Raw genomic sequence first — 13,942 nt, 5'->3', positions numbered from 1 at the left:
CGTGTTCTAATTTGTCGTTACCACGCTTAAACAACTACAAGCGCGATACATCATTGAACAAAGCGAAACATGTTAGAAAAATGAGTAGCAAGGCTCCCACTTTAAAACCAAACTCTTGTGTCTTTTCAGAGACCGGCTTTTTACGAAAAAGTTCAATTATGTAATACATTAAGTGCCCACCATCAAGCACCGGCAGAGGAAGTAAATTAAATACTCCCAAATTAACGCTGATCAAAGCTAAAAAGCTTAAAAATGCGACTAATCCGTAACTAACACTTGTGCCTGCGCCGACTGCAATGCCGACAGGCCCACTTAAATTTTTCACTGACACTTGACCAGTAATTAAGTTACCTATCATGTCAAAACTCAGCGTAATTAAACGCCATGTCTCTTTTGTGCCCAGCACAATACTATCTAGTGGCCCATAATGTCTAGTCTCAACAAAATCATCAGGCCACTGCTCTACAACTGGAGCAACACCTAAAAAGCCTTGTTCAACACCATTACTAACAACTCGGCTCTTTGGGGTAACTAATATGGTTTTTATACTATCTTGTCTTTTTACACTAAATTGTAAGGATTTGTTAGCCGATTGAGTAATAAGATTAACTAATTGCTGCCAACTGCTCATTGTTTCACCGTTTACAGCCAAAATAACGTCATTAACCTGTAAATTTGCCTGTTCAGCAGCAGAGTCTTTGGTAATTGCAGCGATGGTGAGTGTTGCTTGAGGGCGAAACGGCACAATCCCCAACGAACTTAATGGCGGTACGTCTTGCTGATCAAGCTTCCAGCCATCGAGGTTAAGAGTCTGCGTTGTTTGTTGATAATTTTCGTTACGTAAAGTAACAGCAACGCTTTTATCACCCAAGTGCGACATCAAAGAGAAAGTCGCATCTTGCCAATTGCTAATATCGTCATCACCAATTTTAATTATTTGCTGAGTAGGCAAAATGCCCGCTTGTTCTGCTCTGCTGCCTTCAACAACATTGCCTACAACCGGTTTTATGGTTTGCACACCCACCATATACATGACCGCTAAAGAAAAAATAGCGAATAAAAAGTTCGCCATGGGCCCTGCTGCTACAATAGCTATTCGCGCTTGAACAGATTTAGCATTAAACGATAAATGACGTTGATTGGCAGGTACTTCATCAACACGCTCGTCTAACATTTTTACGTAACCACCTAGTGGTATTGCCGCAATCACATACTCAGTATTGTATTTATCGTGCCATTTTAATAGGGGTTTACCAAAACCAATTGAAAAGCGCAGTACCTTAACGCCAGCCTTGCGTGCTACCCAAAAATGACCATATTCGTGAACGGTCACTAAAATACCGAGCGCAAGTATAAACGAGCCTAAATTCCAAAAAAAATCGAACATTTTAATGTACCACTTTTGTTATAAACTGCGTTGCGCTTATGCGTGCTAAACGATCACACTCTAAAATTTCATCTAGAGTTTGCACATTAGTAAACTTTGCAGTCTCTAACGTTTGCGCATTCACTTTATAAATATCAGTAAAACTAATTTGACCTTGTAAAAATGCATTTACAGCCATTTCATTGGCAGCATTCACCGTAGTTGTTGCGCCCTGTCCCGCATCACACGCAGCAATTGCCAATTTTAAATTAGGGTAGCGCGAGAAATCAGGTTTGGTGAACGAAAAATCACAAATATCAGAAAAGTTTAGCGGTTTAACTCCCGCATCAATTCGCTGTGGAAAAGCAAGCGCATGCGCTATTGGGGTGCGCATATCGGGGTTTCCCATTTGCGCTAAAATAGAGCCATCTTGGTATTGCACCATAGAGTGAATAATACTTTGTGGGTGGATCACCACATCAATGTCGCTGGCATCACAGTTAAATAACCATTTAGCCTCAATAAACTCTAAACCTTTGTTCATCATCGTGGCTGAATCTACCGATATCTTTTGCCCCATTGACCAATTAGGGTGAGCAACCGCTTCACTGACGCTAACACTAGCAAGCGTATTAATGTCACGGTTTAAAAACGGCCCTCCAGAGCCTGTTAATAAAATTTTGCTAACACCATGCTGCTCAAGCCGTGCTTGTCCTTGGGTGTTTTGTAACGCACTAGGTAAACACTGAAAAATAGCATTATGTTCGCTGTCGATGGGTAATAAAGTTGCTTGGTGTTGTTTCACTTTATCAATAAACAACTGACCCGACATCACCAATGACTCTTTGTTTGCCAGCAACACTTTTTTACCCGCTTCGACTGCGCTCAAAGTGGGTAGTAATCCAGCCGCACCAACGATTGCTGACATCACAGTATCAACATCAACATGCGCACAAAGCTCACTCATAGCTTTCTCGCCATGCATTACTTGTGTTTTACTTATGCCTTTTAAAAGTTCACAAAGCTGCTTAGCGGCTTGCTCTGAAGCCATAACAGCATAACGAGGTTGATGAGCAAGACACAACTCAGCCATTTTTTTTGCATTTTGCCCAGCGGCTAATGCGAACACCTTGAACTGCTGTTGATTTCTTGCAACAACATCTAACGTGCTAAGACCTATCGACCCCGTCGCACCCAAAATAACCAGTTGTTGCACTGCACTCATAAACTAAGTGTCCAGGCAAAGCAAATAACAAACATCGGCGCTGCTGCAGTTAAGCTATCAATGCGGTCTAAAATACCGCCGTGTCCAGGTAGGCAACTGCCGCTATCTTTGAGACCCGCTTCGCGCTTAAACATACTCTCTAGTAAATCACCTACCGCAGAGAACAAAGCAATAAATGCTGTCATTACTGCATAAATAGGCCATACAGAAGTATCAACATTGGTGTAAAAACAAAAAGCCAATACAAATAACACCGCAGCAACCACGCCACCAGCGAGGCCTTCTATGGTTTTATTTGGACTAACTTTAGGCATTAGCTTATGTTTACCGAAACTTTTACCGGTAAAGTAAGCGCCAATATCGGCACTCCATACAATACCCAGTACCACTAAAATCAGCATAGAACCATAGTGTGTTGATTCTGTATATTGCGCACTGCGAAGCGTATTAAGCGCAAGCCACAGTGGTACCAATGTCAGTAAACCGGCAATACCGCGCATTACAAGTCCTTCGTTCCAGCCTTTAGCCATAGCGGGGTAACGCCACACTAAATAACTTGCAACCAGCCACCACGAAAACGATAAGGTAAATAAGTAATTGGCATCACCTACAAGCTTGCCGTTCTGCCATAGGGTTTCTATCGGCCAATGTAAATTAAGTAAGCCTAGTAAAACTGCAACTAACAATACAAACGCACCGCGCTTTAGTTTATCGCATAGCCCCATAAAAGCAGACCATTCCCATGCGCCCATTAATACAATAGCACCCGCAAAATAACTAAATAACGTTAGTGGGGTGTAAAAAACCAAAGCCAGTGCTAATGGCGCTAGCACTAGTGAGGTTAAAATACGTTGTTTTAACAAAATGATGACCCTTAATCTATTTTAGGTTTGAGCGAGTAATTGTTTTATTTGTTCGCCCGTGCAACCAAAACGTCGCTCTCTGGCAACGTAACATGCAATGGCCTCTGCAAAAGCAGCTTCGTTAAAGTCAGGCCAAAGTGTATTGGTAAAATAAAGTTCAGCGTAGGCTGCCTGCCAAAGTAAAAAATTACTAATTCTGACATCGCCACCAGTACGGATCAGTAAATCAGGCTGTGCCTGATCTGCCATACTCATATGCTGTGCAATATGTTCTTCTGTAATGTCTGCGGGATCAATTTCCCCATTTGCTACTTGTAAAGCAACCAGCTTAGCAGCATGGGTCATATCCCAGCGACCACCGTAATTTGCCGCTACATTTAAGTGCAGGCCGGTATTATTCGCTGTTAGTTCTTGTGCAGTATGTACTTTCGCGCGCAAGCTTTCAGAGAATCGAGATAAATCTCCAATGATGGTTAGTTTTACGTTATTTTTATGCAGCTTTTTAACTTCTTTACTTAGTACAAATAAAAAAAGCTCCATTAATGTATTTACTTCGTCTTCAGGGCGGCGCCAGTTTTCACTACTAAAAGCAAATAAGGTCAACGATTGTATCCCTAATTTAGTACAAAACTGCACAGATTGACGAACTGCATCCACGCCCTTTTTATGCCCATATACACGAGGCCTATTTCTAGCTTGTGCCCAACGCCCGTTCCCATCCATGATGATAGCAACATGTTTAGGCAAACATTGCTGTGAAATTGTATCAGCGTCTAGAACCATAAATTTTGTGTATTCCATAAAAAAACGCCGCCTAGTATACCCCAGACGGCGTTTCAAAACTAATAAATTTAACCTGTACCCATGATAATAAATCTACTTTAAGCAAATAATTATACAGCTAACAACCTTGTATTTACTGACAACTGAGTCGTCACTAAAGAGCAGTCACAATCTGTTACCCTTTAAAATCACACTATTAAAATAAAGTGCGAAGACTGATAAGCAGCGACTTAAATATCTAACTAAAGCTGTTTACTTGGGTCTAGAACAGTTATTAAATTTCCATCAACTCAGCTTCTTTTGCTGTTAGTTGTGTGTCCATTTCTTTAATGAACTTATCAGTGATTTTTTGAATTGCATCTTCACCTTGACGTGCTTCGTCTTCAGAGATGTCTTTATCTTTTAATAAGTTTTTAATATCGCCATTTGCATCACGGCGAATATTACGAATAGCAACACGTCCACCTTCTACTTCGCCACGCACGATTTTAATTAAATCTTTACGACGCTCTTCAGTTAATGGAGGAAGTGGTACACGAATAACCGTGCCTGCAGACATTGGGTTTAAACCAAGGTCAGAAGCCATAATCGCTTTCTCAACTGCCTGAGCTAAAGATTTATCAAATACACCAATAGCCAGTGTACGTGAATCTTCAATAGTTACATTTGCAACTTGGTTTAGAGGCGTTGGTGCGCCGTAGTACGACACCATGATGCCGTCTAAAATTGCAGGATGAGCACGGCCAGTACGAATTTTAGATAATTGACTACCAAGTGCTGCTACACTTTTTTGCATGCGCTCTTGCGCATCTTTTTGAATATCGTTAATCACGGTTTAATCCTAATCTAGTTACTAACTTCATCTGAGGCTTGTGAAGAAATAAGGGTTCCTTCTTCTTCACCCATTATTACGCGCTTTAATGCGCCTGATTTATTCATATTAAATACGCTCAATGGCATATTATGGTCGCGAGCAAGAGTGAATGCCGCTAAATCCATTACTTTTAATTCTTTATCAATAATTTCATTGTAGCTTAAGTGACGGTAAAGTGTCGCTTCAGGGTTTTTCACCGGATCATCACTAAATACACCATCTACTTTAGTCGCTTTAATTACCGTATCAGCTTCAATCTCGATGCCGCGTAAACACGCCGCAGAGTCAGTAGTGAAGAACGGGTTACCTGTACCAGCGGCAAAAATAACAACGCGACCTGTTTTTAACAAGCTAATTGCTTCAGCCCAGTTATACGCATCACATACGCCATTTAATGGGATAGCTGACATTAAGCGACAATTTACAAACGCACGGTGTAGCGCATCACGCATAGCTAGGCCGTTCATTACGGTTGCAAGCATCCCCATGTGGTCACCAACAACACGATTCATGCCCGCTTCGGCTAATGAGCCACCGCGTAAAAAGTTACCGCCACCAATAACCAAACCCACTTCTACGTCGAGTTCTACGAGCTCTTTAATTTCTTGCGCCATACGATCTAAAACTTTAGGGTCGATGCCGAAGCCTTCGTCTCCCATTAAAGCTTCACCACTTAATTTGAGAAGAACACGTCTAAAAATAGGTTTGCGATTGATAGTCATAGTTTTGGGGCCAACTTTTATTGAATTATGGATAAAAAATAACCGCGCTTATGTTAAACATAAAAGCGCGGTTATTTTAAAGAATTTCTAAGCGTGACGCAAAAGCAAATAGTACTTTAATTGCATGTATTTTCCTTTTGTATCACAAATAGTATATCTTACTGACCTTTAGCAGCTGCAATTTGAGCAGCAACTTCAGCAGCAAAATCTTCTTCTTTCTTCTCGATACCTGCACCAACTTCCATACGTACAAAGCCAGTAACTGTTGCGTTTTTCTCTTTAAGAATTTCGCCAACAGATTTTTTCGGTTCCATGATGAAAGCTTGACCAGTAAGAGAAACCTCACCAGTAAATTTCTTCATACGACCAACAACCATTTTCTCAGCGATTTCAGCAGGCTTGCCTTCGTTCATCGCGATGTCGATTTGTACTTGCTTTTCTTTTTCAACAACATCAGCAGGTACGTCATCTGGAGTTAGGTAATCTGGGTTTGAAGCAGCAACGTGCATTGCAACATGCTTAAGTGTTTCTTCATCAGCAACACCCGCAACAACAACACCAATACGCTCGCCATGACGGTACTCAACTAGTTGCTCGCCAGTGATGTACTGAAGACGACGTACATTGATGTTTTCACCAATTTTAGTTACTAGCTCAACACGGTCTTCTTCGAACTTAGCTTGTAAGTCTTCGATAGATGTAGTGTCAGCGATAGCAGCATCTGCAACTTTGTTAGCAAATGCTAGGAAGCTTGCATCTTTAGCAACGAAGTCAGTTTGACAGTTAACTTCTACAAGTACTGCAACACCCGCGTTTTGCTTGATGATGATAGTACCTTCAGCAGCAATGTTACCTGCTTTTTTAGCAGCCTTTGCAGCACCGCTCTTACGCATGTTTTCAATCGCTAACTCGATGTCACCATCAGTCTCAGTTAACGCTTTTTTACAATCCATCATGCCAGCGCCAGTACGCTCGCGTAATTCTTTAACTAGGGCAGTAGTTACAGCCATTAGTAAATCCTCAAATCTGAAATCAGGTTTAGATAAGCGGGTTACCCGCTCCACAAGAATAGCAAGTCTTCACCTTTAAAAGATGAAGACTTGATGACAGCTAATTACTCAGCTTCTACGAAGTCGTCTTTTTCAGCTTGAGCAACGATGTTACTCTCACGGCCTTCAGTGATCGCAGCTGCAACAGCACTAGTGTAAAGGTTGATTGCACGGATAGCATCATCGTTACCAGGTACGATGTAATCAACACCGTCTGGGTTAGAGTTAGTATCAACGATTGCAACAACTGGGATACCTAGGTTGTTAGCTTCACGGATAGCAATGTGCTCGTGGTCAGCATCGATTACAAAGATAGCGTCTGGAAGGCCACCCATGTTTTTAATACCACCAAGGCTCTTTTCAAGCTTGTCCATTTCACGAGTAAGCATTAACGCTTCTTTCTTAGTTAACTTCTCGAAAGTACCGTCTTGGCTTTGAGCTTCAAGGTCTTTAAGACGCTTGATTGATTGACGAACTGTTTTCCAGTTAGTCAACATGCCGCCTAACCAACGGTGGTTAACGAAGAATTGATCGCTTTGTAAAGCAGCTTCTTTTACTGCTTCGCTTGCTGCGCGCTTAGTACCAACGAAAAGAACTTTACCTTTGTTTGCAGCAGCACCAGATAAAAACTTAAGTGCAGTGTTGAACATTGGTACAGTTTGCTCAAGGTTGATGATATGTACACGGTTACGTGCGCCGAAGATGAAAGGCTTCATCTTAGGGTTCCAGTAACGTGCTTGGTGACCAAAGTGAACACCAGCTTGAAGCATATCGCGCATTGAAACGTTTGCCATTTTGTAAATCCTCTAAGTTGTTTAGGGTTAGGCCTCCACATATCCCATAGCACCAACACCGCAGTTAAATGAAACTGAAATGCACCCAAGTGTATGTGACGATACGTGTGTGTGTTAAAATAAAATTGTGTTTGCCTTAAATACAAAAAATCATTTAAGAATTTATTTGTAAAAAGACGGCGCGCTTTATACCATATTAAAAATAAATACTCAACGTCTCGTGCAAAAATTGTGCGACGATAATCATCTAAAAACGCAACTTTGGAGCCTCAATGAGCGCTGTGATTAAGACCCCTGAAGAAATCGAGAAAATGCGTGTAGCCGGCCGTTTGGCTGCTGATGTGCTAGAAATGATCGAACCACATGTGGTACCAGGTATCACCACCGATGAGCTAAATACAATTTGTCATGATTATATTGTTAATGTGCAAGATGCTGTTCCTGCTCCTCTTAATTATCATGGTTTTCCAAAATCAATTTGTACCTCAGTAAATCATGTAATTTGTCACGGTATTCCGAATGACAAAGCATTAAAAGATGGTGATAGTGTTAATATTGACATCACTGTTATCAAAGATGGTTACCATGGTGACACATCAAAAATGTTTCATGTAGGCACGCCTAATATCCAAGGTAAACGTCTTGCAGAAGTCACTCAAGAAAGTCTTTACCTTGCCATTAAAATGGTAAAACCAGGTGTTCGCCTTGGTGATATTGGTGCAGCTATTCAAAAATATGCAGAGAGCTTTAACTACTCTATCGTACGTGAATACTGCGGCCATGGTATCGGTAGCGAGTTCCATGAAGAACCACAGGTAATGCATTACGGTAAAGCAGGCACTGGCGAAACATTAAAAGCAGGTATGTGTTTAACTATTGAGCCTATGGTAAATGCGGGCAAACGCCAATGTAAATTACTCAAAGACGACTGGACTGTGGTAACAAAAGACCGTAGTTTATCCGCTCAATGGGAACACACCTTACTAGTAACTGAAAATGGTGTTGAAATTTTAACACTACGATCAGATGATACAATCGATAGAATTATCGAGCACTAATTAAGTGCGCGCTTAATCGCGGTTGTAACAGGTTTTGCCTGTATATCGCTTAAGTGGTTTGCTGTAAGGGGCTAACATAACTTATTGCCCTTACAGCAAATATATTATAAAAATAAATCTCAAACTTATAATGCAGTCCATATATAGGAGCCAGCCTAAGTGGCATTACCTAACAAAGTAAAAAAGTTGCTCAATGATGCTGAGCAATTAAGCGATTACCGCGATTGCTCCGCCTATTTCTATAAATGGTTGCATAATGAATTCTCAAAACAACCGGTTGGTAAATTAATTAATGCCCGTGCAGAATTTATTGACCGACTGCTGATCAAACTTTTCCAAGTTTATGATTTAGCTCACGAACCAGATCTCGCTTTGATAGCAGTAGGTGGTTATGGTCGTGGCGAGCTACACCCCTACTCTGATATAGATTTTTTATTACTTGTTACGAAACAGCCTAATGATGATATTTGCGAAAAAATCGGTCAGTTTGTTACTATGTTGTGGGATCTTAATCTCGAGATAGGCCACAGTGTTCGTACTATTGAACAAGCCATAGAACAAAAACGTGAAGACGTTACCTTTGCCACCAGCTTATTAGAAAGCCGTCTTATTTTTGGCAATCATATTGAGTTTGAAAAACTCAAAAACCATATTATTGAAACACCGGTTTGGGGCTCAGGTGAATTTTTTGTCGCAAAAGTACAAGAACAAAATTTGCGTCACAGAAAGTGCCACGGCACAGCCTATAATTTAGAACCAAATATAAAAGAAAACCCAGGGGGTCTGCGCGACCTGCAAACTATTATTTGGGTGGCTAAAAAGCACTTTAGAGCCGAAACTCTGCAAGAGCTAATTAATCACGGCTACCTGACCCACGAGGAATATCAAGAGCTGTTAGAGTGTCTTGAGAATTTATGGAATATTCGTTTTGCGTTACATTTAGCTGCAGAACGTTCAGAAAACCGTTTATTGTTTGATCACCAACCCCAAGCTGCAGAAATTTTGGGCTTTGGTAGCGATGGTAAGGCCTCGGTTGAGCGCATGATGAAACGCTTATTCAGAATTATGAGCCGAGTACGTGAGCTCAACCAGATGTTGCTTTCGTACTTTGAGCAAAGTATTTCGCCAGACAGTAGTCAAGCGACCGTTGAAGAACTCGATCTCAACTTTGAGCGCGTTGGCCATCAAATTCGAGTAAAAAGCCCGTCAGTATTCTTCAGGCGCGATCAACTTTTTGTATTGTTTGAGCATATTGCTGACCACCCAGAAATCACCCATATATACCCGAGCACTATTCGCACTATTCGCCAAGTTCGTCGTCGTTTATTGGGCGACCTACAAGACTACGCGGCCTGCCGGGAAGCTTTTCTACGAATCATAAAGCATCCTAATGGTATGGGACGTGCTTTTACGCTGATGCACAAACACGGCATGATTGCCGCTTATTTGCCGCAGTGGCGAAATATTTTTGGCCAAATGCAGTTTGATTTGTTTCATGCCTACACGGTTGATGAACACACCCATAAGCTAATTAATAATATTTATCAGTATTTTGATAAAACTGGGGTTAGCGAATTCCCAATTTGTAGCGAAATTGTCACGCGTATGGATAAACCGGAGCTACTGTATTTAGCCGGTATTTTCCACGACATTGCCAAGGGACGTGGGGGGGATCACTCTGAGCTGGGTGCTGTTGACGCCATTGCTTTTTCTAAATTGCATGGCTTTGCATCATCCGATGGTAAGTTAATTTCTTGGCTTGTTAGCAATCACTTACTTATGTCAGTTACGGCGCAGCGTAAAGATATAAACGACCCAGATGTAATAAAAGATTTCGCATCGCGAGTAAAAACAGAGCGTCAGCTCGATTACCTCTATTGTTTAACGGTCGCCGATATACGCGCTACCAATGACAACTTATGGAATGACTGGAAAAACACGCTACTTCGTGAGCTGTACTTACATACACAACGAGCTTTGCGTCTTGGGCTTGAAAACCCAATGGATCAACGCGACCAAATTCGAGATAAGAAGCATCAAGCTAAGCAACGCCTGATTAATTTGCATTATCACGAGGAACAAATTGACTTAACTTGGAGTCGTTTTAAAGCGAATTACTTTACCGCCTTTAGTGAACAACAAATTTCGTGGCATACAGAGCATTTACTAAAATGCACTGACTTGAGCCTACCTAGTGTTATTGTCTCGAATAAAGCAATGCATGGCGGTACTCAAGTATTTGCATACAGCCCTTACTCAGGTGGACTATTTGCTCGATTAGTCAGTGTTATTGGCTCTAAAAAAGCACAAATTCAACACGCCCAAGTACTGACCACCAAAGATGGCTACGTACTGTTTAACTTTGTTATTTTAGAAGTTAGCGGTGACCCAATTGCCAGTAGCCGTGCACAATCGATTAAACGCGGATTAGAGCAAGCATTGAATGATCCGCGAAAAAAAATACGCTTTAAAAAGAGCCGCTCACAACGCTTTAAAGACTTTAATATTAAACCAAAAATTGTACTGCGCCCGCACCCTCGTAAGGACCGTAGTTTAATAGAAATTCAAGCGGTTGATATACCTGGGCTATTAACTAAAATAGCCGAGGTTTTCCAAGCTTACTTACTCCACATACATGCCGCACGCATTACCACGGTAGGCGAGCGCGCAGAAGATTTCTTTGTGGTATCTAATAACGAATATCAAGCGCTGACTGATGAAGAGCAAGCAAAAATTCATCAGGCATTACGTAAAAAACTCAACGCCGAAATTGAATAAGAGGACACTATGTCAGATTTAAAAACCATGATTGAAAATGCGTGGGATAACCGCGACAACATTAGCCCAACAACCGTATCAAGCGATATTAAACAAGCAATTATTGATGCACTTGAGCTATTAGATAGTGGCGCAGCGCGTGTTGCAGAAAAAATTTCTGGCGAATGGGTTGTTCATCAATGGCTTAAAAAAGCCGTGTTACTGTCGTTTCGTATTCGCGACAACCAACCAATGAACGACGGCGTAAACCAGTTTTACGACAAAGTACCGCTTAAATTTAGCGACTATACACCGGAGCAGTTTCAGCAAGGCGGTATGCGCGTAGTACCCAATGCGGTAGCACGTAAAGGCAGCTTTGTAGGTAAAAACGTCGTACTTATGCCATCGTACGTAAATATTGGTGCCTACGTTGACGACGGTACCATGGTTGATACATGGGCGACTGTAGGCTCGTGTGCACAAATTGGTAAGAACGTACATTTATCTGGTGGCGTAGGCATAGGTGGCGTTTTAGAGCCGCTACAAGCAAATCCTACCATCATTGAAGACAACTGCTTTATTGGCGCACGTTCAGAAATTGTTGAAGGCGTTATTGTTGAAGAAGGTGCGGTTATTTCAATGGGTGTTTACATTAGCCAAAGTACCCGTATTTACGACCGTGAAACCGGTGAAATTCATTATGGTCGCGTACCTGCTGGTGCTGTTGTGGTTCCAGGTGCTCTGCCTTCAAAAGATGGCACTCATAGTTTATACGCTGCGATTATTGTGAAAAAAGTTGATCAACAAACACGCGAAAAAGTAGGCATTAACGCACTGTTGAGATCGATAGACGATTAAGAGCTATAAGCTTTCAGCCGTCAGCTGATTTGAGTTAATGGTAATAATATAAAAACTCTAAACCTCGTCAGGTTTAGAGTTTTTATTAAAAGTGTTTAACTAAAACACCAATTAAGGTTTGATCGACTTTATTGCTTCAAGCAATTGCTTTATTGTATCAATTTGTTTTTCATCTTTTGCATTCTCTGACTTTTGCGCAAAAATATTCATAACTAATTCAATTTTTGTGTTTCGCTTAAAATCTCTTATTTCACCTTCTGTCATGTCTGATTTCGGAATAGATCCTGTAATCTGTTCAGCTAAGATAGAGGCTTTAAGCATATTCATTTTATTTTCGCTAACTGCCACAATATTTTTTATGAGAAAAAATAAAAGTCCTGATAAAGTCCCTATGATTAATGTTGTTGCTGTAACTAACGGTAATCGACTTAAAAGGATATTCCAAAGAGAAGCTTTAGGGTTTGTATCAAACAGTTCTGAAAAAGTTGCGGCATTTGAGTATAAGCACCAAAAAACAGTAGCTATAAATGCCAATATAAAGATCGACAACCAATAATATTTTGAAATTTGGCTCTGACTTTCAATAGAGAAACCTTTCATATCTAAAGTAGTTATATTTACATCCGCTCTAATTTTAGCTAGCTGAGATTGCATGTTAACCAATTCTTTCCGATTTTTTTCTAATTGTAGATTGTTTGACAAAATATTATCATTTACGATCTTTAGTGATCTTTGCGCATCCTCTTCTTTTTTTCGGTTTTCAGAAATAGACTCTCGTAATTTTGTTGATTCTAATTGGATTTTACTAAAATTTTCAGTTTCATGTTTTATATCTTTTCGTATACGATCCATTGTTGATTGTTCAATTACTACGCTTTCTTCAATTCTCTCTTTTTCTTGTACTGATGATTCAATTTGTATCTCAAGTGCAGTTAGATCCTTCCGTCTCTCAAAAAGGTAATTATTTGATGCATCAATCTTTTCTGAAATATCACGGCGAAGCATATTAACTGCAACAGTGATACCTCCATGCGTCTTCTCTATATTTGATAGAATTTCTCGATTTTTGTATAGCTCTTCTATATCTAACGCTCTAGCAGCACGAAAGCTAGAATTAGGAGGCAAAATAACTCCAAATATAATGTCATCTATTTCGTAGGAAAATACTTGATATTTATCTAGATTAGCTCTAATTTCGGCTGGGAATACTACTCTCCTAGTAATCTTTTTATGAGAAAGAAACCTGAGTCCTAGGCTTTTTTCATCAGCTAAGCGACCATCCCTACCGCAAACTATATCAGACACTAAGTAAGGTTTATCAAACAGTACTATTTTTTCTCCTTTTAGTGCTGGTATTTCATAATTTGTTTTGTTTAGTAATTCGAATTCATTATTTGTTAAGTCATCTTCATCTAAAGTTTTATATGCTATAAGTCTTGATGATGTATCAATTATTTGTGTAAATTGCTTATTAATTGTCTCAGTAAAGTTACTAAGGGATTCCTCAAAATCACCCACCTTAATTTCATCTATAACGAATTTCTGTTTTTTATTTGAATCCATGTAATTTAACCAGGTAATTTGCATTTTATC

Annotated in this window: 12 protein-coding genes; 3 read left to right on the top strand and 9 right to left on the bottom strand. The window is 40.4% G+C overall.

The features are described from left to right. Positions 1-34 precede the first annotated feature (34 nt). The 8 genes from rseP to rpsB all read right to left on the bottom strand — a co-directional run bounded on the left by rseP (position 35) and on the right by rpsB (position 7,676). Positions 35-1,387 carry a sigma E protease regulator RseP gene (gene rseP / locus ACZ5WS_RS08460; protein ID WP_464707666.1) on the bottom strand — a complete coding sequence of 451 codons (1,353 nt, stop codon included), beginning with the start codon at positions 1,385-1,387 and terminating at the stop codon, positions 35-37. Position 1,388: 1 nt separating this feature from the next. Then, complete coding sequence (gene ispC, locus ACZ5WS_RS08455) at positions 1,389-2,591, bottom strand: 1-deoxy-D-xylulose-5-phosphate reductoisomerase (protein ID WP_464707663.1); 1,203 nt, start codon at positions 2,589-2,591, stop codon at positions 1,389-1,391. Then, a complete protein-coding gene (locus ACZ5WS_RS08450; RefSeq protein WP_055012767.1) occupies positions 2,588-3,454 on the bottom strand; it encodes a phosphatidate cytidylyltransferase in 867 nt (288 codons plus the stop codon). Before ACZ5WS_RS08450 ends, ispC begins: the two co-directional genes overlap by 4 nt. A 21-nt stretch (positions 3,455-3,475) precedes the next feature. Then, complete coding sequence (locus tag ACZ5WS_RS08445; RefSeq protein WP_138605040.1) at positions 3,476-4,255, bottom strand: isoprenyl transferase; 780 nt, start codon at positions 4,253-4,255, stop codon at positions 3,476-3,478. 256 nt (positions 4,256-4,511) lie between these two features. After that, entirely contained in the window at positions 4,512-5,033 is a 522-nt protein-coding gene (gene frr / locus ACZ5WS_RS08440) for a ribosome recycling factor (RefSeq protein WP_218651693.1), read from the bottom strand. A gap of 50 nt (positions 5,034-5,083) precedes the next feature. Next, on the bottom strand, positions 5,084-5,833 hold the full coding sequence (gene pyrH, locus ACZ5WS_RS08435) for a UMP kinase (RefSeq protein ID WP_138605042.1): 750 nt from the start codon (positions 5,831-5,833) through the stop codon (positions 5,084-5,086). A 158-nt stretch (positions 5,834-5,991) separates the two neighbouring features. Continuing rightward, positions 5,992-6,843, bottom strand: a complete 852-nt coding sequence (gene tsf / locus ACZ5WS_RS08430; protein WP_010388114.1) for a translation elongation factor Ts — start codon at positions 6,841-6,843, stop codon at positions 5,992-5,994. Positions 6,844-6,947: 104 nt separating this feature from the next. Continuing rightward, on the bottom strand, positions 6,948-7,676 hold the full coding sequence (gene rpsB, locus ACZ5WS_RS08425; protein WP_013465430.1) for a 30S ribosomal protein S2: 729 nt from the start codon (positions 7,674-7,676) through the stop codon (positions 6,948-6,950). Between the two features lie 272 nt (positions 7,677-7,948). Here rpsB and map point away from each other — a divergent pair, with 272 nt between their 5' ends. The 3 genes from map to dapD all read left to right on the top strand — a co-directional run bounded on the left by map (position 7,949) and on the right by dapD (position 12,349). Continuing rightward, positions 7,949-8,734, top strand: a complete 786-nt coding sequence (gene map, locus ACZ5WS_RS08420; RefSeq protein ID WP_054202413.1) for a type I methionyl aminopeptidase — start codon at positions 7,949-7,951, stop codon at positions 8,732-8,734. A 159-nt stretch (positions 8,735-8,893) separates the two neighbouring features. Next, positions 8,894-11,512, top strand: a complete 2,619-nt coding sequence (gene glnD, locus ACZ5WS_RS08415; RefSeq protein WP_138605043.1) for a [protein-PII] uridylyltransferase — start codon at positions 8,894-8,896, stop codon at positions 11,510-11,512. A 9-nt stretch (positions 11,513-11,521) separates the two neighbouring features. Beyond that, positions 11,522-12,349, top strand: coding sequence for a 2,3,4,5-tetrahydropyridine-2,6-dicarboxylate N-succinyltransferase (dapD, locus tag ACZ5WS_RS08410; protein WP_464707651.1), 828 nt, complete (start codon positions 11,522-11,524; stop codon positions 12,347-12,349). A gap of 111 nt (positions 12,350-12,460) precedes the next feature. On the opposite strand, the gene ACZ5WS_RS08405 is transcribed toward dapD, so the two are convergent. Beyond that, positions 12,461-13,912: a hypothetical protein gene (locus ACZ5WS_RS08405; protein ID WP_464707648.1), complete on the bottom strand. Its 1,452-nt coding sequence runs from the start codon at positions 13,910-13,912 to the stop codon at positions 12,461-12,463. Positions 13,913-13,942 lie beyond the last annotated feature (30 nt).

The organism is Pseudoalteromonas sp. 11L1 (genome assembly GCF_055397545.1).
This window is presented reverse-complemented; position numbering and strand designations above follow the sequence as displayed.